The organism is Methylophaga sp. (assembly GCF_965655755.1).
Classification (GTDB): domain Bacteria; phylum Pseudomonadota; class Gammaproteobacteria; order Nitrosococcales; family Methylophagaceae; genus Methylophaga.
In genome coordinates this window covers 4,300-25,621 of the sequence record NZ_CBFHHW010000022.1, presented here as the reverse complement: position 1 = coordinate 25,621, position 21,322 = coordinate 4,300, and the positions used below count along the sequence as shown (strand labels likewise).

At 46.5% G+C, this 21,322-nt stretch carries 19 protein-coding genes; 13 read left to right on the top strand and 6 right to left on the bottom strand.

Translation table 11 applies throughout. The features are described 5' to 3' along the window. The first annotated feature begins 4 nt into the window (after positions 1-4). Genes leuD through folC form a run of 10 tightly spaced genes read left to right on the top strand, consistent with a single transcriptional unit; the run spans position 5 to position 11,075 of the window. Positions 5-643, top strand: a complete 639-nt coding sequence (gene leuD / locus ACTF5U_RS08455) for a 3-isopropylmalate dehydratase small subunit (RefSeq protein ID WP_438971193.1) — start codon at positions 5-7, stop codon at positions 641-643. 29 nt (positions 644-672) lie between these two features. Further along, positions 673-1,743 carry a 3-isopropylmalate dehydrogenase gene (gene leuB, locus ACTF5U_RS08450; protein ID WP_438971192.1) on the top strand — a complete coding sequence of 357 codons (1,071 nt, stop codon included), beginning with the start codon at positions 673-675 and terminating at the stop codon, positions 1,741-1,743. A gap of 22 nt (positions 1,744-1,765) precedes the next feature. Beyond that, positions 1,766-2,788, top strand: coding sequence for an aspartate-semialdehyde dehydrogenase (locus ACTF5U_RS08445; protein ID WP_438971191.1), 1,023 nt, complete (start codon positions 1,766-1,768; stop codon positions 2,786-2,788). A gap of 19 nt (positions 2,789-2,807) precedes the next feature. Further along, entirely contained in the window at positions 2,808-5,399 is a 2,592-nt protein-coding gene (locus ACTF5U_RS08440; protein WP_438971190.1) for a FimV/HubP family polar landmark protein, read from the top strand. Positions 5,400-5,412: 13 nt separating this feature from the next. Next, positions 5,413-6,192: a tRNA pseudouridine(38-40) synthase TruA gene (gene truA, locus ACTF5U_RS08435; RefSeq protein ID WP_438971189.1), complete on the top strand. Its 780-nt coding sequence runs from the start codon at positions 5,413-5,415 to the stop codon at positions 6,190-6,192. 36 nt (positions 6,193-6,228) lie between these two features. Then, a complete protein-coding gene (locus tag ACTF5U_RS08430) occupies positions 6,229-6,843 on the top strand; it encodes a phosphoribosylanthranilate isomerase (protein WP_438971188.1) in 615 nt (204 codons plus the stop codon). Then, positions 6,836-8,056, top strand: coding sequence for a tryptophan synthase subunit beta (trpB, locus tag ACTF5U_RS08425; protein WP_438971187.1), 1,221 nt, complete (start codon positions 6,836-6,838; stop codon positions 8,054-8,056). Before ACTF5U_RS08430 ends, trpB begins: the two co-directional genes overlap by 8 nt. Before the next feature lie 10 nt (positions 8,057-8,066). Further along, the gene (gene trpA / locus ACTF5U_RS08420; protein WP_438971186.1) at positions 8,067-8,888 is read left to right on the top strand and encodes a tryptophan synthase subunit alpha; all 822 of its coding nucleotides are present in this window, start codon (positions 8,067-8,069) and stop codon (positions 8,886-8,888) included. 21 nt (positions 8,889-8,909) lie between these two features. Next, the gene (gene accD, locus ACTF5U_RS08415) at positions 8,910-9,764 is read left to right on the top strand and encodes an acetyl-CoA carboxylase, carboxyltransferase subunit beta (RefSeq protein WP_438971185.1); all 855 of its coding nucleotides are present in this window, start codon (positions 8,910-8,912) and stop codon (positions 9,762-9,764) included. 12 nt (positions 9,765-9,776) lie between these two features. Continuing rightward, positions 9,777-11,075: a bifunctional tetrahydrofolate synthase/dihydrofolate synthase gene (gene folC / locus ACTF5U_RS08410; protein WP_438971184.1), complete on the top strand. Its 1,299-nt coding sequence runs from the start codon at positions 9,777-9,779 to the stop codon at positions 11,073-11,075. A gap of 1 nt (position 11,076) precedes the next feature. On the opposite strand, the gene ACTF5U_RS08405 is transcribed toward folC, so the two are convergent. The 3 genes from ACTF5U_RS08405 to trmB form a co-directional block, all read right to left on the bottom strand. Then, entirely contained in the window at positions 11,077-12,879 is a 1,803-nt protein-coding gene (locus tag ACTF5U_RS08405) for an AMP-dependent synthetase/ligase (RefSeq protein ID WP_438971183.1), read from the bottom strand. Positions 12,880-12,896: 17 nt separating this feature from the next. After that, on the bottom strand, positions 12,897-14,189 hold the full coding sequence (locus ACTF5U_RS08400; RefSeq protein ID WP_438971182.1) for an OmpP1/FadL family transporter: 1,293 nt from the start codon (positions 14,187-14,189) through the stop codon (positions 12,897-12,899). Between the two features lie 81 nt (positions 14,190-14,270). Beyond that, a complete protein-coding gene (gene trmB / locus ACTF5U_RS08395) occupies positions 14,271-14,957 on the bottom strand; it encodes a tRNA (guanosine(46)-N7)-methyltransferase TrmB (protein WP_438971181.1) in 687 nt (228 codons plus the stop codon). A gap of 353 nt (positions 14,958-15,310) precedes the next feature. On the opposite strand from trmB, the gene edd reads away from it, so the two are divergent. Next, positions 15,311-17,134: a phosphogluconate dehydratase gene (edd, locus tag ACTF5U_RS08390; RefSeq protein ID WP_438971180.1), complete on the top strand. Its 1,824-nt coding sequence runs from the start codon at positions 15,311-15,313 to the stop codon at positions 17,132-17,134. A 28-nt stretch (positions 17,135-17,162) separates the two neighbouring features. Beyond that, positions 17,163-17,795: a bifunctional 4-hydroxy-2-oxoglutarate aldolase/2-dehydro-3-deoxy-phosphogluconate aldolase gene (locus ACTF5U_RS08385; protein WP_438971179.1), complete on the top strand. Its 633-nt coding sequence runs from the start codon at positions 17,163-17,165 to the stop codon at positions 17,793-17,795. A 47-nt stretch (positions 17,796-17,842) separates the two neighbouring features. Here the strand turns inward: ACTF5U_RS08385 and ACTF5U_RS08380 are convergent, their stop codons facing one another. Genes ACTF5U_RS08380 through ACTF5U_RS08370 form a run of 3 tightly spaced genes read right to left on the bottom strand, consistent with a single transcriptional unit; the run spans position 17,843 to position 20,245 of the window. Further along, positions 17,843-18,601 (bottom strand): HvfC family RiPP maturation protein, encoded by a 759-nt coding sequence (locus ACTF5U_RS08380; RefSeq protein WP_438971178.1) that lies wholly within the window; start codon positions 18,599-18,601, stop codon positions 17,843-17,845. Next, entirely contained in the window at positions 18,585-19,433 is an 849-nt protein-coding gene (locus tag ACTF5U_RS08375; RefSeq protein ID WP_438971177.1) for an HvfB family MNIO-type RiPP peptide maturase, read from the bottom strand. Before ACTF5U_RS08375 ends, ACTF5U_RS08380 begins: the two co-directional genes overlap by 17 nt. A gap of 59 nt (positions 19,434-19,492) precedes the next feature. Beyond that, on the bottom strand, positions 19,493-20,245 hold the full coding sequence (locus ACTF5U_RS08370) for a hypothetical protein (RefSeq protein WP_438971176.1): 753 nt from the start codon (positions 20,243-20,245) through the stop codon (positions 19,493-19,495). Positions 20,246-20,447: 202 nt separating this feature from the next. Here ACTF5U_RS08370 and ACTF5U_RS08365 point away from each other — a divergent pair. Then, positions 20,448-21,322 (top strand): ABC transporter permease (locus ACTF5U_RS08365; RefSeq protein WP_438971175.1); only part of this gene is annotated, 875 nt, incomplete at its 3' end.

Sequence of the window (21,322 nt, the reverse complement as noted above, 5' to 3'; positions counted from 1 at the left end):
CGTAATGCAAAAAATTTCAGTTGAAACCGGCATTGTCATCCCGATGGATCGGCCCAATGTCGATACCGATGCCATTATTCCAAAGCAATTTCTAAAGTCGATTAAACGAACAGGCTTCGGTCCCAATCTCTTTGACGAATGGCGTTACCTGGATCACGGTGAGCCGGGACAAGATTGTAGCGACCGACCGCTTAATCCGGATTTTGAACTCAACCAAGACCGCTATAAAAATGGCAGCATTTTGCTGGCACGTGAGAATTTTGGTTGTGGTTCAAGCCGTGAGCACGCTGTATGGGCATTAGATGATTTTGGTATACGTGTCATTATCGCCCCGAGCTTTGCTGACATTTTTTTCAGCAACACCAGTAAGAACGGTATTTTAGCCATTACGCTGGAAGAGGCATTAATTGATAAATTATTTGAGCAGGTTGTAGCAACGCCTGGGTATCAATTAACAGTTGATTTACCCGAGCAGACTATTACACTGCCCGATGGTGAAAATATCGTATTTGAGATTGGTGGTTTTAAAAAACATTGTTTGCTGGAAGGGTTGGACGATATCGGTCTGACATTGCAACACACAGCAGATATCGAAGCATACGAAGAAAAACGAAAACAGGATGCACCCTGGTTGTTTTCCTGAACCAAAATTAGTTAACGAAAGAATAAAAGATGACAAAAAAAATTGCAGTCCTGCCAGGCGATGGCATTGGTCCTGAAATCGTCGCCGAAGCGGTCAAGGTATTAGATAAATTACGCACTGAAGGACTGGATATCAGTCTGGATTATGGTCTTATTGGCGGTGCGGCCTATGATGAGACGGGTACCCCTCTTCCTGAAGAAACGGTGACATTATCCAAGCAAGCTGATGCTATTTTGCTGGGTGCCGTGGGTGGCTATAAATGGGAATCGCTGGATATCAGTGTCAGACCAGAAAAGGGCTTGCTGGGCATCCGTTCTCAATTAAACTTATTTGCAAATCTGCGTCCAGCCATTCTGTATCCGCAACTGGCAGATGCCTCTACATTGAAAGCTGAGGTGGTCTCTGGACTCGACCTAATGATCGTTCGTGAGCTTACCGGCGGTATTTATTTCGGCCAGCCTCGAGGTATTCGTACGCTTGAAAATGGTGAAAAGCAGGGCTTCAACACCTTGGTTTACCGGGAAAGTGAAATCAATCGTATCGGTAAAGTAGCATTTGATATTGCGGCTAAAAGGCAGGGGCGTGTTTGTTCAGTCGATAAGGCTAATGTGCTGGAAAGTACAGAGCTTTGGCGTGAAACAATGACTGATCTGGCAAAATCTTATCCTGATGTTGAACTCAGCCATATGTACGTCGATAACGCTGCAATGCAATTGGTGCGTGCACCTAAGCAGTTTGATGTGATGGTAACAACCAATATGTTTGGTGACATCTTGTCTGATTGTGCATCCATGCTAACAGGCTCGATTGGTATGTTGCCGTCAGCTTCGCTGGATGAAAACAGCAAAGGTATGTACGAGCCAATCCATGGTAGTGCCCCCGATATCGCAGGACAGAATATTGCTAATCCTTTAGCGACCATTCTGTCAGCTGCTATGATGTTACGTTACACACTTGATGAGGCTGAAATGGCTGATCGAGTTGAAAACGCTGTGAGTAAAGTGCTGGATAATGGTTTAAGAACCGTTGATATCCATTCAGAAGGCACGACTAAAGTATCTACTTCAGAGATGGGTGATGCTGTTGTCGCAGCGCTTTAAACCCAACTATAAAAGGTGAAATGTGAGTAAAAAAATTGATGTTGCAGTCGTAGGCGCTACTGGTGCAGTTGGTGAAACAATGCTGGAGATTTTGCACCAGCGTCAATTCCCTGTGGGTAAAGTATATGCTTTAGCCAGTGAGCGCAGCGCGGGCAGTACAGTCAGTTTTGGTAACAAATCTCTGATCGTTGAAGACCTGGCCGAATTTGATTTTTCAAAAGTACAAATCGGGCTGTTTTCACCGGGCGCCAGCGTATCCGCTATTTATGCGCCGAAAGCCGCCGCTGCAGGTTGCGTGGTTATCGATAATACATCGCAATTCCGTTATGACGATGAAATTCCTCTGGTTGTGCCAGAGGTAAATCCGGAAGCTGTGGCGGGTTATACCAAGCACGGTATTATTGCGAATCCTAACTGTTCAACCATTCAGATGATGGTGGCTCTGAAGCCTATTTACGATGCCGTGGGTATCACCCGTATCAATGTGTGTACCTATCAGGCAGTTTCCGGTTCAGGTAAACCCGCCATGGATGAGCTAGCAAAACAGACTGCGGCGTTGCTCAACGGTCGCCCGGTGGAAGCAGAAGCATACCCCAAACAGATCGCGTTCAACGTTTTACCTCAGATTGATGTCTTCCAGGAAAATGGTTACACCAAGGAAGAAATGAAAATGGTCTGGGAAACACGCAAAATCATGGGTGATGAGTCCATTCAGGTGAACCCTACAGCCGTTCGTGTCCCGGTCTTCTTTGGTCACTCTGAAGCGATTCACATCGAAACACGTGACAAAATGACAGCCCAGCAGTGTAAAGATGTGCTTGCACAATTCGAAGGTATTGTCTTGCTTGATGAGCATGAAGATGGCGGTTATCCGACCGCGGTTACCGAAGCATCTGGCACAGACCCAGTCTATGTTGGTCGTGTACGTGAAGATATTTCACATCCTAAAGGTTTGAATTTATGGGTGGTTGCGGATAATGTACGTAAAGGCGCTGCATTAAACAGTATTCAAATTGCAGAAGTGCTGGCCGATAAATATCTCTAAGTAGGAAAAGGATCAGGGGATGAAAATGAAGAAAAGTTTGTTAGCCAGTCTGGCCGTTGCTTCAACGATAGGCTTTTTCACTCCCCTGACCAGTCAGGCCTTTGGTCTGGGCAAGCTTGAGCTGATGTCAGCGCTCAATGAGCCATTCAAGGCTGAAATCGATGTCACAGCCCTCCGGTCTGAAGAAAAAGAGAATCTTCAGGTTCGACTTGCTTCCAACGACGAGTTTTCAAAAGCAGGCTTGGATCGAAGTATGCTGTTGAGTCAACTGCAGTTCGATATTGTTAATAGACAAGGCCAGACCAAAATTCTGGTTACGACAAAACAAGCCGTTAAAGAACCCTTCCTGGATTTCCTGCTTACTGCTACTGCAGGTTCTGGCCGTTTGATTCGTGAATATACGGTGTTGCTTGATCCCCCAGCCTATGTAATGGCTGAGTCACGCTCAACCGCCAGTGCTGCTCCTAGTTCTCAAACTACTACCGATACATCAAGCTCCTCAACAACAACCCGTTACCAATATGCAGAAAGCAGCTATGCGGGCACAAGTTATGATGTTAAACGAAGTGACACGCTGTGGAATGTCGCTTTAAAAACACGACCTGATAAGTCTGTCAGTGTGCATCAGATGATGATGGCATTACTGAAAGAAAATCCCAGTGCTTTCCGCAATGGCAATGTTAACGACCTAATGGCCGGTGTTACCTTACAAATTCCATCTAAAAGTCAGGCGACCGCCTTATCAAAATCCGCAGCAGCAGCAGCGTTTGCTGAGCAAAGTCAAGCCTGGAAAAATCGTAATACATCACCTGCGTCGACGACTACCGTAACGGAAACAGAACTCGACGAGCAATCAACGTCTGAAATGGCGTCAGATTCCACTACAGAAACGGCGTCTGACTTCGAAGATACAACATCACAAGTATTGTCTGAGACAGAGACTGAAACTGAGTTAACAGAGTCTGCTGTAAGCTCTGAAAATGATGGCCGCCTGCAGTTGGTTGCACCGGAAGATGATGTCACCAGTGAGGATGATGCGGCACTGAATGTCGCGGGCGATGATCAGATAACTAAGTTAACCGAGCAGCTTACCTTGGCTCAAGAAACCATCGAAATGCAACAGCAGGAAAATGTTGATTTCGAAGCGCGCATGGATGCAATGGAAGAACAACTAGAAACGATGCGTCGTTTAATCTCCATTAAAGATGCTGATTTAGCCAGATTACAAAGCACCCTTGAAGAGGAAGATCCTAACCTTGCTGCTGAACTTAGTGCTGAGTTGCAGTCAGATGACTCGGATTCCACAACGATGCCTGCAGACATCGCACTTAATAACGCTGATATGGAGAGCGCAGACAATGTAACTGAAGTGGCTGAAGAGCCTACCGATGTTGCAGAGCAAACCAGCACTTCTGAAATCGAGGAAGATAATCTAATCAGTGATGCAACACAGGCACTGAACCTGGATGAAGAAAAGGTTCAGTCACTTATTGATAAAGTGAAACAATTTGTTAACGAGAACAAATTACAGACAGCACTCGGCTTATTATTAATTCTGTTCCTTCTGTTGTTAATCGCTCGTCGCAGTAAGCGTGAAGTGACATGGGATGAAGCCGTTCAAAAATTGGATAAAGACCAACCCGATGACACGGGACCTGTGGTCGTTGCTCCGATCTCTTCTAAGGAAGATTCAGTAACAGATGCGCCACTGGAAGATGAAACCGATACGAAAACAGTAGGTGCACTGGTTGAACAGGCCGATATGTTTGTTGGCTATGCTGATTATGTACAGGCAAAAAATGCTCTGGAACAGGCCAGACTGCAAGAGCCAGAAAATACGCTAGTCGCATATAAATTGCTGTTTGTTCTATATAAACAGCAATCATCGGACGAGTTTATTGCTGTAGCTGAAGAGGCGAATTTCGAGCAAGACAGCTTTGAATGGAATGAAATCAAACAGTGGGGACAAGAACTCGCCCCGAACCATGAATTGTTCGTAACAGAACCTCCACAATCAGAGGTTCCTGAAAATGAGTTTGAAGCCGATCTTGAAGCGGACCCAGGCTCGTTTGATGATGAGGATAAAGTTGATAATGAAACAACGCTCAATGTTGATGATTCTGCTCCAAACAGTCAGTCGGATGAACACATAGAGTTTGATTTGAATGACTTTACTGATACACCAGAGCAGGAAGCTTCAAAAGATGATGCCGAGTCAGTTGAAACAGACACTAACACAGATGATGATTTACTCTCCTTCGACACTAATCTTGATCCGGATGAAAAAGTCGATAATGACGAAGCGCTGGAGTTAGACGCTGCATCAGATGACGAACACCTGTCTTTTGATTTGGATGATGAAAGTCCTGTTGAAGAACCTGACATGAGTGAGTTGGACCTTGGGTCTGATTCTGAAGATGACACTGAGATCGAGTTTGACGTCGGTGATTTGGATGATATTGATGAAGCAGAGACCAAACTTGATTTGGCGGCTGCATACATTGATATGGATGATGCGGCAGGTGCAGAGAGTATTCTCAATGAGGTGTTACAGGAAGGTAACGAAGAACAAAAAAATCGTGCACGTAGCCTGCTCGACTCCTTGTCATAGATAGGCTTGTTGCATGAGGATTGCGCTCGGCATTGAGTATGCTGGTTCCGAATTTTGTGGCTGGCAAAATCAGCCAAATGTAAGAACGGTTCAGGGAGAACTTGAAAAAGCGGTTTCCGTTGTTGCCAATCACGCTGTTGAAGTCTTTGCTGCAGGACGAACGGATACCGGCGTGCATGCGCTTAATCAAGTGGTGCATTTTGATACTGCCTCAGAGCGAGAGCAGCGTGGCTGGTTATTGGGTATTAATGCCAACCTTCCCAAAGATATCAATGTCTCGTGGGTTAATCCTGTCAGAGATGATTTTAATGCGCGATTCAGTGCTGTTAAACGACGTTATCGCTATCTTATATTAAACAGACTTAGCCGTTCGGCTGTGCACCACAATCGTATGTGGTGGCATCATCATTCGCTCGATATTGACCGTATGCAGGCTGCGGCTGATCAGTTAATAGGGAAGCACGATTTCTCCGCTTTTCGCGCAAGTGAATGCCAAGCTCACAGTCCGATTAAAACCTTAGATAAAATTGTGGTGCGACAACAGCAAGACTGTATCGCTGTTGATGTCGAAGCCAAGTCATTTTTGCATCATATGGTACGCAATTTAGTTGGCGTCATGGCAGCGATTGGAGATGGCAGTAAACCGGTTGAATGGGCAGGAGATGTGCTACGAAGCGTTGACCGCAGCCAAGGTGGTATCACAGCACCGCCTCAAGGTTTGTACCTTGTTGATGTAGAGTATCCCGTAGAATATTCTCTGCCAAAAGTGTCCGGTTTCCCGGTGCTCTGGTAAAGTATCAGGTCGATTAGCTTTATTGTTCCTAAAAACATGAGAACACGAGTCAAAATATGTGGCATAACGCGCCGCCAAGATGCTGATTTTGCAGCTGATTCAGGTGTGGATGCGATAGGCCTGGTTTTTTACCCACCCAGTCCGCGTGCTATTTCGATAGCGCAGGCGCAGAATATCACTAGCAGGCTGGCGCCTTTTGTTTCGACAGTGGCGCTTTTTGTGGACCCTGATCCCACTGAGGTTTCACGCTGCCTTGACGCTGTATCAATTGATATAATTCAGTTTCATGGCGATGAGAGCCCGGAATTTTGTAGCCAGTTTGATACGCCTTACATCAAGGCCATCAGAATGAAACCAGATACCGATCTGGCAAAGCTGGCGACCGAATATGAGTCTGCCAGTGCATTACTACTGGATACGTATCAGCCGGGCTTACCTGGTGGCACTGGAACAACATTTGACTGGAATTTAATCAGTCAGATTGGTAAACCAATTATTCTTGCCGGCGGTCTGAATACCGGTAATGTGGCAGATGCGATTAAACAAGTGCGACCTTTTGCTGTTGATGTCAGTGGTGGCGTTGAGAGAGAAAAGGGAATAAAAAGTCATGACAAGATCAGCGCTTTTATGAATGAGGTAGAAAATGCTTGAACAATCAGTACATGATTACTACAAAACGTTCCCTGACGAACGTGGTCATTTCGGCCCTTACGGCGGCCGTTTTGTCGGTGAGACACTCATGGGGGCCATTTTTGAATTAGAACAGGCCTACGAACAATATCGTAACGACCCTGACTTTCTGGCAGAGATGGATAAAGATCTCAGTACCTTTGTCGGTAGACCATCACCTCTCTATCTGGCTGAAAATTGGACCGCTAAATTGGGCGGCGCTCAGATCTACCTTAAACGGGAAGACTTAAATCACACCGGTGCCCATAAGGTTAACAACACAATTGGTCAGGCTTTGCTGGCCAAACGCATGGGTAAAACACGCATCATTGCTGAAACCGGAGCTGGTCAGCATGGTGTTGCTACTGCAACTGTTGCAGCACGTCTGGGTATGGAGTGTGTCGTTTACATGGGTGCTGAAGATGTGGAACGTCAGGCACAAAATGTGTATCGGATGAAACTGCTGGGTGCTCAGGTCGTTCCTGTAGAATCAGGCTCACGTACGCTGAAAGACGCGTTGAATGAAGCATTGCGTGACTGGGTTACCAATGTTGACGATACCTTTTATATTATTGGTACCGTTGCGGGCCCCCATCCTTATCCTGCGATGGTACGTGATTTTCAATCGATTATCGGACGTGAGACCAAGCAGCAGATGGAAGCTATAAACGGGAAGCTGCCTGACGCGCTAGTGGCCTGTATTGGCGGTGGTTCCAATGCTATCGGTTTGTTTTACCCTTTCATCGAAGATGAGTCAGTGGCCATGTATGGTGTTGAAGGGGCAGGGCACGGTATCGAAACCGGTCAGCATTCTGCACCTCTTGCAGCGGGCAGACCGGGTGTTTTACATGGTAACCGAACCTATCTTATGCAGGACGACAACGGCGAAATCGTTGAAACGCACTCCATATCAGCCGGACTGGATTATCCGGGTGTAGGCCCGGAGCATGCATGGTTGAAAGATATCGGCCGTGCTAATTATGTATCGGTGAAAGATGATGAGGCCTTATCGGCATTCCACGAACTGACTCGTACCGAAGGCATTATTCCTGCTCTGGAGACAAGCCATGCATTGGCGTATGTCAACAAACTTGCGCCGACTATGTCCCCTGAGCAAACGATCGTTGTGAATCTGTCAGGACGTGGAGATAAAGATATGCATACTGTCGCAGCGATGGCTGGTCTGGATTTTTAAGGAATTAATAATGAGTCGAATTAGCCAGTGTTTTGAAAGCTTAAAAGTCGATGGTCAGACTGCTCTGATACCCTATGTCACAGCCGGTGACCCCGAACCATGGGTCACAGTACCGTTATTGCATGCGTTAGTGGATGCTGGGGCAGATATCATTGAATTAGGCATTCCATTCTCCGATCCAATGTGTGATGGCCCGGTTATTCAAAAAGCATGTGAACGTGCTTTGAAAAATGATGTAAGCATCACCAACGTGCTGGAAATGGTAAAAAAATTCCGCGAAAAAAATACGCAGACACCTATTGTACTGATGGGCTATGCCAATCCGATAGAGGCGATGGGCTACCCTAGGTTTGCTGAACTTGCCAAAGCAGCAGGCGTTGATGGTGTTTTGACGGTGGATGTGCCACCTGAAGAGTCAGCCGAATTCCGTTCTGTGATGGATGAGAATGGCATAGACACGATTTATCTGGTGGCACCGACCACTTCAGCAGAACGAATGGCAACCATTGCTAGTTTTGCACGTGGCTTTATTTATTATGTGTCAATCAAAGGCGTCACGGGTGCAGCAGCTTTAGATGTTGAAGAGGTGTCTAATAAATTAAGCCAGTTACGCGAGTATTCCAATCTACCGTTGGGTGTAGGATTTGGTATTCGTGATGGCAAGTCAGCCGCATCAGTGTCTGAAATCGCAGACGCCGTGGTTGTTGGTAGCACGTTAGTTCGTTGTATTGAAGAGCATGCTGACCGTCTGGATGAATTACCTGCTGCTGTTGCCGGACTGTTGGCGGAAATGCGCCATGCAATAAATGCCCGTGATTTGGCCAGTGCCTGATCCGAAAATTAAGGTGACAAGATGAGTTGGTTTGAAAGATTAATACCGTCAAAAATTCGCACAGTTCGAAGCCGTTCTGTTCCTGAGGGCGTTTGGTGTAAATGCCCAAGCTGTGACAACGTTCTTTACCGTGCTGAGCTTGAACGCAATTTGATGGTGTGCCCTAAATGTGAGCATCATCAGCGTATCAATGCCAGAAAACGTCTGGAAACCTTCCTTGATGAAGGCGAGCAGGTTGAAATTGCGGTTGACGTTAAACCCGTTGACACGCTCCGGTTTAAAGATAGTAAACGTTATCGTGATCGTATTACACAAGCACAACGTAATACGGGTGAAAATGATGCATTGCTTGCCATGCAGGGTAAAGTCAATGACTTGCCATTAGTTGCTGTAGCCTTTGATTTCTCTTTCATGGGCGGGTCAATGGGCTCGGTGGTAGGCGAAAAATTTGTTCGTGCGGCACAAGTCGCTTTGAAACATAACATTCCATTGGTGTGTTTTTCTGCCAGCGGTGGTGCACGTATGCAGGAAGGCCTCTTCTCATTGATGCAAATGGCAAAAACAAGTGCCATTTTGACGCAACTCAGTGATGCCGGTATCCCATTTGTTTCTGTGATGACTGATCCAACAATGGGCGGCGTATCAGCCAGTCTGGCAATGCTGGGTGATATTAATGTTGCAGAACCAAAAGCACTTATTGGCTTTGCCGGACCGCGAGTCATTGAACAGACTGTCCGTGAAAAGTTACCGGAAGGTTTTCAGCGTGCTGAATTCTTGCTGGAACACGGCGCCGTTGACATGATTGTCGACAGACGTGATATGCGTGAACGCCTCAGCAACATTCTGACTATGTTGCAAAAACGTCCAGCAATGTGATTAAGGGCGCCAATGCGTTTCTCATCGTTGTCGCAATGGTTACAGTGGCAGGAAAATTTACACTTCACTGAAATCGATCCCGGTTTAGACCGGGTCGGTGAGGTCTGGCAGCGTATGGGAGGCCAGACCAAGTTGCCTTTCAAGACCGTTACCGTAGCAGGTACTAATGGCAAAGGATCTTCCGTTGCTATCACAGCCTCGATCTTACTGGCTGCCGGTTATCGCACAGCAACCTATACATCTCCTCATTTACTTCGTTATAACGAACGGATGGCTATTAACGGTCAGCCCTGTGATGACGATGCTATCTGCGCGGCATTCGAGCGTATTGACCAGGCGAGAGAAGATGTTTCACTAACTTACTTTGAGTTTGCAACGCTTGCCGCAGCCGATCTTTTTTGTCGTCAGGATGTTGATATAGCGATTTTAGAAGTCGGCATGGGCGGTAGGCTGGATGCTGTTAATCTGTTTGATACCGATGTCGCATTAATTACGCCGATTGGGCTGGATCATACGACATGGTTGGGGGATAACCGGGAAGCGATCGGTCGCGAAAAAGCCGGTATTATCCGTGCGGCGACACCGGTTGTTTGCTCAGAAGTCAGCCCGCCCCACACGGTACTGGATTATGCCAGTCGACTGAATAGTCCCTGCTTTGTTTCAGGGAAAGATTTCAACTATGAAACCGATTCCTCACACTGGTCATGGCGTAATGCAGATACCAGCTATGAATCGCTCCCGTTACCAGCATTAATGGGGACATATCAACTACAGAATGCGGCTGCGGTATTACAGGTTTGTGATTTATTATCTCAACAAGGTTTGCATATCGATCAAAATGCTGTTGAAACTGGGCTCAAACAGGTCAAATTGTGTGGCCGTTTTCAGGTTGTTCCCGGTGCGATCACACGCATTCTGGATGTGACACACAATCAGCAGGGTGCCGATAACTTACGTGAGCTGTTAGCCCAAACGTCGGGACAAGGTAAAACCTATGCGATTCTGGCGATGCTGAAAGATAAAGACAGCCAAGCGGTTGCCGAAGCATTGGTGAATGTGATTGATTTTTGGTATCTGGCTGGACTTGATGGCATCAGAGGCCTCAGTGCTGAAGCGTTATCAGAGACTCTGGCGCCTATAGTTGGTGATAAGAAAGTGGGGTGCTACACCCATGTTGCTGAGGCATACCACGCAGCGATGGCGGCTGCGGCGACTGACGATAGAATTCTGATTTTTGGTTCTTTTCATACGGTTGAAGCGGCCATGAAACTTATGCCAGAACTAGCGCAACCGATCTCAGAAGCAAGTTAATTCAGCTATACATCTTATCGATATCAGCTTGGTGGTGGGCTGCGACCTCACCGCGTTTGATTTTCATTGTTGGCGTCATCATACCGTTTTCAATTGTCCACGGCTCTAATGTCAGGCTGACACGACGAATCTTGGCATAAGCTGGAAAATCATGAAGCAGCTTGCGTAATCGCTGAATGACATATTGCTGTAAATTTTTGCTATTCAGACTGTCGTTATCCATCGCATTCAGGTTTAATTCTTTTGCGAGGCTAAACCATTTATCTGAGTTTAAAACAAGCAGAGCCGATAAATAAGATTCACCTTCACCCACAATCATTACCTGCTCAAAGTGTTCATCCGATTGAATAGCTGATTCCAGGTCACTGGGGGGTACTTTTTCACCGTTACTGAGAACAAGAATGTCCTTAATACGACCTGTAATATAGATGTGGCCACTGTCTGAAATGCGCGCCTGATCACCCGTGTGCAGCCAACCTTCGGCATTGATTGTTTGTGATGTGGCTTTGTGGTTGTTCCAATAACCCAGCATGTTACCAGGACCACGAACCAATAACTCATCATTGTCACCGATCTTGACCGCAACACCGGGTATCGCACGCCCGACACTATTAGGATCATTATTATCAGGCTCATTAACACTGATAACGGGACTGGTTTCTGTCAGTCCATAACCCTGTAACAGGTTTAAGCCTAAACCAATAAAGAGCTTAGCAGCCTGAATCGGAAGTGGGGCACCGCCACTCACTGCTATGCGAACATTCCCACCCATGCGTTCATGCACTTTTTTAGCGACCAGTTTATTCAGCATTGGCAGACCCAAAAAACTAGCTCGCCATCCCTGTTTACCTTGTTGATACTTAAATCGGGACCAGCCAATAGAACTCGTTGTATGAAACAGAAAGCGGGCCAGGGACGATTTCTGATTGAGTTGTGCCTGCAAACGGCTATAGATTCGTTCAAAAATACGTGGCACGGCAATCAAAATGGTCGGTTTTACCATCAGCATATCGTCAGCTAATTGTGGAATGCCACGCGAATAAGCAACGGCCGCACCCGCCATAATAGGCAGATAATACCCAGCTGTTCGTTCTAAGGTGTGCGATAGCGGTAGAAAAGAGAGAAACAGATCATCCGGTAAAACTTCAAAGTACTGTAATGAGCCAGCCGCTACAGATAACATATTATGATGACTGAGCATGACCCCTTTGGGCTTGCCAGTTGTGCCTGAGGTATAAATAATTGATGCCAGCTGATGTGGATCGGCATCCCAATCCAGTAATGGATTCGTTTTTTCCGGTAACCAGTTCTGAGCAAATAAAGCGGGGGCGCTTAAAGTTTCATCGTCGGCATAGTTGGCAATGATTACACGACTGAGATTGTGCTCTTCTGTGATAGAGGGTTGTAAACGTTTCCATTGTGCTGTGTTCTGCAAGAAAAGTAATTTGACGTCCGCATCCTGCAAAATATAGGCAACGTTATCAGGGCGGTCGTCCGGATAGAGGGGAACAACAATCAAACCCAACCCCATCGCAGCCTGATCAAAAAATACCCATTCCTTTGCATTGCGTAAATTCAGCGCAACTCGGTCACCAGGTTCGAGGTTCTCTTTACTCAGGGCTGTCTGCCAACGAGCGACTTCGACGGCGACTTCACGCCAGGTGGTGTCATACCAACTGTTTGTCTCGTTGGAATAACTACGGTAAGCAACGTGCTCAGGTGAACGACTCAATCGCTCCAGGAATAGACCATATAAGGTACCGGCTTGTTCTGCGGAAATGTTATCCGTTTTGGTTGTGGTCATAATGCGAGCCCCGTTGCTTACATTAACCAGCGTAACTGAACCCCCAGCAGGTCAACACTGGCATCGTATTCGCCGTTAAGGTTATAACCATCATCATCTGTTTCATTGATTTTCGGATCATCAATAAATAAATGGGTATAACCGGCATCTAAAATAATATTTTCAGAATAATGATAAGTCGCACCGAGAGAAACCCATTTACGATCATTATCCGGTATTCTTGCCGTCCTTCTTTCAGCACTAGGCACCGGTGTTTCGTCGTATGCAATACCCGCCCTGAATGTCCATTTATTGCTGTGTTTGTAATCCACACCCAAGCCGTAACGCATCGTGTTTTCCCAATCTTCCGGTTTAATCGAGGATAACTGACCGCCATCAGATTGGATGTTGAGCTCTTTGAATCGACTCCAACGGGTGAAAGTTGCATCAGCAGAAACAGACCATTTGGTATTGATTCGGTGATGAATAGCTAATGAAAGTGATTCCGGCAGGTCGACGTCAGCCTGGACATTATCCTCGACTTGAGTATTTCCTGATGCATCTTTTAGCGTACCGTCCCCTTTCAGTGTGTGTGATATTTTTGAACGGAATGCTAAGCCAACACGAGTATCCTCAGTTGCTTGGTAGAGAAGTCCGAGGTTATAGCCATAGCCCCAGTCATCTGCTCCCAGTTTGACCTTTCCATCAGCAGCCTGCGGAGCACCTCCGAGTGCCCCCAAATCAGCCATCTGTGTAAGTTTCACATCAATATACTGGGCACTGACACCAAAGCCTAATGAAAGCTTATCGGTGGCCTGAATCGCGATGGTTGGATTAAAGTTAGCTGTCAGCATTTCTGATTTGACCGCAAAATAACGACCGACCCAATCATCGCGATATTCGGTAACTAGGCCGAAAGGCGCTGTTACCCCCAGTCCGATGGTGACTTTATCGTTAACCGGATGGCTCAGATAAAAGTTTGGTACGAAAGCTTCATGGCCGGCATCACCGCCATCACCACCTGTCAGCGCTTGTCCAGAAAAACCACCGGCTCCACCCAAGTCGGGGACGGCTGAACCATCGTTACGAAACTCAGATTTTGGCTTGATGTAATTAAGTCCCACATCCATTTCAGTCTTCTTGAGATATGTCATTCCGGCGGGATTGAAGAAGATAGTGCTGGCGTCTTCAGCAACAGCGGCACTGCCGGCAAAGGCTCTACCAAGACCGGTAACACTCTGTTCCTGGATAGCGTAGCCAGCAGACCAGGCTGCTGAACTGGCGGAGGAAAGCAATAAAATTGCTGATAGCTTTTGAATATTCAATTTCATGTCAACCACTTGCAGTTCAAAGTTAATTCACTGCCTAAGCTATCGCAAGCGATCTCGTGACGCAAGTATTATCTGATTTTGTTACAAACGCTTAAATAATAAATCCCATACGCCGTGACCTAATCGATGACCGCGTTGTTCGAACTTTGTGAGTGGTCGATAGTCAGGGCGTTCTATAAAGTCACCAGTCTGACTTGTATTTTTGAAGCGGTCGTTGTCAGAAAGATCGACCAGCATTTGTTCAGCATAATCCTGCCAGTCAGTCGCCAAGTGTAAGAGACCGCCATGCTTGAGTTTGTTAGCCAGAATATTGACGAATTTTGGCTGAATAATGCGCCGTTTATGATGTCGTTTCTTGTGCCATGGGTCCGGGAAATAAATTTGCACACGGTCAAGTGACTTATCAGGAATACGATTTTTAATGAGCTCTACGGCATCGGTACAGGCAACGCGTACATTGGTGAGAGCTTCTGTTTCAATGGCTTTCAGCAGTTGTCCAACCCCGGGCCGATGAACTTCAATCCCGATATAGTTATGGTCAGGTTGCTGTTTCGCCATTTCAGCCAAAGAGGCCCCATTGCCAAAGCCAATTTCCAGCACTACCGGTGAACTGCGGCCAAACAATGTTTCGAGATCGAGCGTTTCTGTACTCTCATCAATACCAAATTCAGGCCAGAGTTTATCCAGCGCTCTTTCTTGCCCAGGAGTGAGTCTGCCTTCTCGGCGTACGAAGCTGCGTATCGTTCGCATCGTTTTATTTTCAGTCATGATGATTCAGATGAGGTTATTAAAATTACTAAGCGCCCGATCATACCTTAATCGATGGTCTAAAGCGTAAGTGGCCAATTGAACCAAATATCAACCGGTCTACATTGATATCGTTTTTTAAGCACCCTAGTATGTGAATTATTGCGGAGTATTAGCGAGCGGGTTTCAATCAAGAAACCCTGTCTGTATGGGCTCAGTAGTTATGTCACGCAATGAAAAGTAACTTCATGCTGTGCTAAAAGGGTGCATTCAAGGTATAATTCAGGATCTTAATATGAAATCTTCTGGGCATTTCCAGCCCGGCAATACCCTTTGCAATTAATCACGCAAAGCATTAAAGAGAGAAAGAAAATATGGTTCATCCAGTATTAGAATCCGTCACCAATGACGTAATCGAAAGAAGCAAAAAATCACGCGCTGTCTATCTGGCTCGTATTGATGAGGCAATGGCTCAAGGCCCTCATCGTGCTGTATTGGGATGCGGTAATCTGGCTCACGGGTTTGCTGCCTGCTCGATGACAGATAAATCAGATTTGGCGGGTGATAAAAAAGCCAATATTGCGATTATTTCTTCTTACAACGATATGTTGTCGGCGCACGAGCCGTTTAAAGACTTTCCCTCCATCATAAAAGAAGCAGCCCAGGAAGCGGGTGGCGTTGCGCAGTTTGCTGGCGGTGTTCCTGCAATGTGTGATGGTATTACCCAAGGTCAACCGGGTATGGAACTGTCATTATTTAGCCGTGACGTTATTGCCATGGCAACCGCTGTAGGCCTAAGCCATAACATGTTTGACGCAGCACTTTACCTTGGTGTGTGTGACAAAATCGTACCGGGCTTATTGATTGGTGCGCTCAGCTTTGGTCACTTGCCGGCAATCTTCGTCCCTGCGGGACCGATGCCAAGTGGTCTGCCAAATAAAGAAAAAGTTCGTATCCGTCAGTTGTATGCTGAAGGCAAGGTCGGCCGTGATGAACTGCTCAAAGCAGAGTCTGAGTCTTACCATAGTCCGGGTACTTGTACTTTCTATGGTACTGCTAACAGTAACCAGATGATGGTTGAAATGATGGGGCTGCACCTTCCGGGTAGTTCATTCATCAACCCGAACACACCACTGCGTGATGCGTTGACGCAAAAAGCGACTGAACAAGTCCTGAGCTTCACCGCTTTAGGCAATGACTTCCGTCCGATTGGTCATATGATCAACGAAAAGGCAATTATTAACGCCTTGGTTGGTTTGCTTGCTACTGGCGGTTCAACTAACCATACAATGCACTTGGTCGCGATTGCTCGCGCAGCCGGTATTATCATTAACTGGGATGATTTCGATAATCTGTCCAAGATCATTCCATCCCTCACACGTATCTACCCGAACGGTGAAGCGGATATTAATCACTTCCAGGCCGCGGGTGGTATGGGCGTGTTGATTCGTGAGCTGTCTGAAAATGGCCTGATGCATACAGATGTCATTACTGTTGGTGATGAAAAAGGCATGGCTCAGTACACACAAGAACCTACCCTCAAAGAAGGTAAATTGACTTGGGTAGAAGGTGCCAAAGAGTCACTGGATAAAGAAGTTATCGGTAGTGTGGCTAAACCATTCGCAACCGGTGGTGGTCTGCATTTGATCAAAGGTAACTTAGGTCGCGGCATGTCTAAGATTTCTGCTGTGGATCCTGAGCATCAGGTTGTTGAAGCACCCGCGATGGTTTTTGATAATCAGGACCACGTGGTTGAGGCTTTCAAACGCGGTGAAATGAATAAAGACGTGATTGTTGTTCTGCGCTTCCAGGGCCCGAAAGCCAATGGTATGCCGGAACTGCACAAACTCACGCCGCCGCTGGGTGTATTGCAGGATAAAGGCTTTAAAGTTGCTCTGGTGACGGATGGTCGTATGTCAGGCGCATCTGGCAAGGTTCCTTCTGCGATTCACCTGTGGCCTGAATGCGCTGACGGTAATCTGATGACAAAAGTACGTGATGGCGACATGGTCCGTCTGGATACACAGACAGGCGAACTGAACGTGCTGGTCGATGAAGCAGAACTGAATTCGCGTATGGCTTGCGTAATGGCTAACACGGAACATCACTACGGTATGGGTCGTGAGTTGTTTGATAGTTTCCGTCAGGGTGTTTCAACCGCTGAAACCGGTGCTATCAACATGTTTAACGTCGAATAATTTTTTAAAATCTGGAATAACATAAACAATGTCAAAAACAATTCATGAAATCATGCAGGTCTCACCGATTGTTCCGGTGATGGTTATCAACAATGCAGATCATGCTGTGCCTCTGGCAAAAGCGCTGGTTAAAGGTGGTTTGAAAGTACTCGAAATTACCTTACGTACTGATGCGGCTCTGGAATCTATCCGTCGCATTAAAGCGGAAGTTCCTGATGCGATTGTCGGTGCAGGCACAATTATTAACATTGAAACCCTGAATGCCGCGATCGATGCCGGTGCCGAGTTTATTGTCAGTCCGGGTACTACTGAAAAATTGATTGATGCTGCACTGGCCACCGGTGTACCTCTGCTTCCGGGCATTGCGGATCCAAGCCAGGCAATGGCATTGCTTGAAAAAGGCATCACTGCGATGAAGTTCTTCCCGGCAGAAGCCGCGGGTGGCGTTCCTATGTTGAAGTCAATCGGTGCACCGATTCCTCAGATCACCTTTTGCCCAACAGGCGGCGTGAGTCAGAAAAATGTTAAAGACTATTTCAGCCTGCCTAACGTAGGTTGTGTGGGTGGTTCATGGATGTGTGCGGCTAACCTGGTTGATGCAGAAAACTGGGACGAAATTACACGTCTTTCTGCTGAAGCGATTGAGCTTGCAACCGCCTGATTGAAAGACAAAAAAGAAACGAAAAAGCCGGGCATTGCCCGGCTTTTTTATGCGTGTTGTTTCAGTAAAATCCCTCGATTCACCCAGTCATCAATCATCTGTCGCGCGCCCTGAGTCACAACTTCCGGATTGGGATGCTGCATGGCTTCTGCTATTTCCGTGACTGCTTCGTAGCCTGATTTACCCTGATCCAGCAGCTCCAATAAACGGGCACTGACAGGATTAAGTTCAATAAACTTCACCTCGTCATTGGCATTCCGATGAACCAGCAAACAGACCGGTGGTTCCATGGCTTGTTCGGGTTGGTTATCAGGGCTGATTTGATGCACCGGGAAGCGATAAACTAAAAGCCACGCTAATGGTGATTGCGTGAATGATAAAGCCAGCCTGTCTTCCGTCTCTACTAAAGGGGTGACATAAAAATCGGGCTCAGCAATTTTAAGGGCAAGCTCGACCCACTCGTAATGTGCAAGCTCGGTCAAAAAAGGCGGATCATCTTGTGCAGATCGCTCTGCTTCAAGATACGCAATGAACTCACGGGCAATTTCCACGAATAAGGGTGTTCTGCACTGATGCTTAATCATAAAATCACGCACCATTGCGAGCCATTTTTCTTCCGTGAATAAGGTTCTGATAACCGGGAAAGCGTTTTTCAGCGTGCCATTGATATTATTGAAAAAGAGGTCGCGATAAATTGCCATTCGGCGTGATTCAATATTGTCAGGCGCTTTTTGATTTTCCGGATCCCGGATATGGGCAGCAAATGCATATTGCGTTTGCTTGAATGATTCAGCCGTGTGAGACATCTTTGACCTTATGTTGCTGCTGATAGTCATGAATCATCTCAACTTCACTTAACAAATGCGCCACAGACGGAATGTTAAAGTCACGTTCCAAGAGCGTGGGCACAACACCATGTGAGGTATAGGTTTTTTCGAGTAGCTGCCAGACAGGATCAATCACATCTGCACCATGGGTATCCACAATCAGATCGTCAGCCTCGTTATAATGGCCCGCGATATGTAAATAGGCAATACGATCGCTGGGCATCGCATTGATGTAATCCATCGGGTCGTATTGATGGTTTACGCTGTTTACGAAGACGTTATTCACATCAAGCAATAAATCGCAGTCTGCTTCTTCCAGAATGGCGGTGATGAATTCCACTTCGCTCATTTGTTGACCGGGTGCGGCGTAGTAAGACACGTTTTCAATCACCAATCGACGCTCCAGAATAGTCTGAATACGTTTAATCCGATCTGACACATAGCGCACAGCTTCCTCAGTGAACGGTATAGGCATTAAGTCATATAAGTGACCATCATCACTGCAATAACTGAGATGTTCGCTGTAAGTGCGAATATTATGTTTATCAAAGAATTTTTTGAGACGTTGCAGAAAATGCTCATCCAAGGGAGCAGGGCTACCCAATGACAATGACAAGCCATGGCAGAGCATAGGATAACGCTCTGCTATAGCGGAGAACTTTCTGCCAAAAGCGCCGCCCATTTCCATCCAGTTTTCGGGCGCGACTTCCAGAAAGTCGACATTGGTTTCAGGCAATGCCGCGAACTCATCCATAAAACTTCGGCGGAAACCAAGACCGGCACCCTTAACCGGACATGACTTACTATTCATAATGACTCCTGCAATCTCTCATACTCCATAGACGCCTGGAAGCACTGAATGTTACAGCCTCAGTCGAGGTTAACCTGAAACATAGTGCGATCAACACCCACATTGCCGGTGGTTTGATCGATTAAGTAAACAATAGCTTTATAGTGACCTGATTGTTTGATTTCAGTCTTTGCAGAAAACAGTCCCACTGGTCCGGTAAAGTCCAGCGTGACTTCATCAATCTTTTTTTCATCCTGCATGATGATGGCTTTGGCTTCGTAATTGTCCGGTTTCCACAAGCCGTCTTTAGTGATGGGGCACCCGCAAAGCAGCGATGCTTTAGTATAAAACTCTACTTTTCCGCCTTCTAAAACCTGAGTCCATGCATCAACGATGAAGCCTGGCATGGTTAACGTTATGCCATCTCCGAGAATGTCTTTACCGGGGATAACCCAGGATGTGACAGACGCTTCCTGTAGAGATTGACGATAACCATAAGGGCCGATCAATTTGAAGCGAAGCAATTGCGGTGTATTAATATCAACCTTAGCCAGAAATCCTGCAGTTGTCTCAGTAGCCAGCGTTTGACCACGCTTAATCGGGTTCTTTATCAAAACATCCGTGTCACCCGTGTCGCCGTTTATCCAGCCTTGATTCAAAATCTCGCCGGTTTCAGCATCCTCCACCACAACACGAACACCCCCGACACTCGTACCAATATACTTGGCATCAGCCGCTTTTGCCCGGATCATGATTTTGGTTTCTTCAGCGTTGACAGGAAAGCCCAGACTCACGAATAGGCTCAACATAAATGCGATGGATAATATTTTCATGGTGATTCTCTCAATGGGTCATAAGGATGCTGTTGTGACTGAAAAATAAACGCTTTGTTCATATTTATTATGGTCTGATATGCGAAACATTCAAGCAGCGCCATCAATTGCAGCAACTGATACAATAGCAAATTTGAAACTTGAAGCACCCAAAACGGGTCATTAAGCTGAACCGAAACGGAATCACAGGTAGCCCCTTTCCATGCTCGCATACATCATAAGACGAATTCTTTATGCTTTTCCTATATTACTGGGGGTTAACGCACTGACATTTGTCTTATTTTTCATGGTTAACACACCCGATGATATGGCCCGCATGCATCTTGGTAACAAGCACGTTACCGAACAGGCCATTGAAACCTGGAAAGAAGAGCGTGGTTACAATAAGGCGTTGATTTGGAACGACGAGGCAGCGGGCCTGGGCAAAGCCACTGATACCATCTTTTTTGACAAGTCACTCAGTCTGTTTGTGTTTGAATTTGGTCAGGCCGACGACGGCCGTGATATCGGGCAGGATATTCAGACACGCATGTGGCCTAGTCTGGCCATTGCGATACCCATCTTTATTATTGGCATTATGGTCAACATTACCTTTGCTTTGTTAATGGTGTTTTTCCGGGCTACCTATGTCGATTTAAGTGGCGTCATATTGTGTGTTGTATTGATGTCGATATCCGGGCTTTTCTATATTATTGGTGGTCAGTTTCTGGTCGGAAAAATCATGCAGCTTGTGCCTATTTCCGGTTATTCGCAGGGCTTTGATGCCGCTAAATTTCTTATCCTGCCGGTCGCAATAGGCATTGTCTCGGGAATAGGCAGCGGCTCACGCTGGTATCGGACATTGTTCCTGGAGGAAGTCTCAAAAGATTATGTTCGCACCGCCCGGGCAAAAGGGCTATCCGAAGTGAAAGTCTTATTTTCGCATGTGCTTAAAAATGCGATGATCCCGATTCTGACAGGTGCCGTTGTCGTATTGCCTACCTTGTTTATGGGCAGTCTGATTCTTGAGTCATTCTTTGGTATCCCCGGCCTGGGTAGTTACACCATTGATGCCATTCATGCTCAGGACTTCGCGAT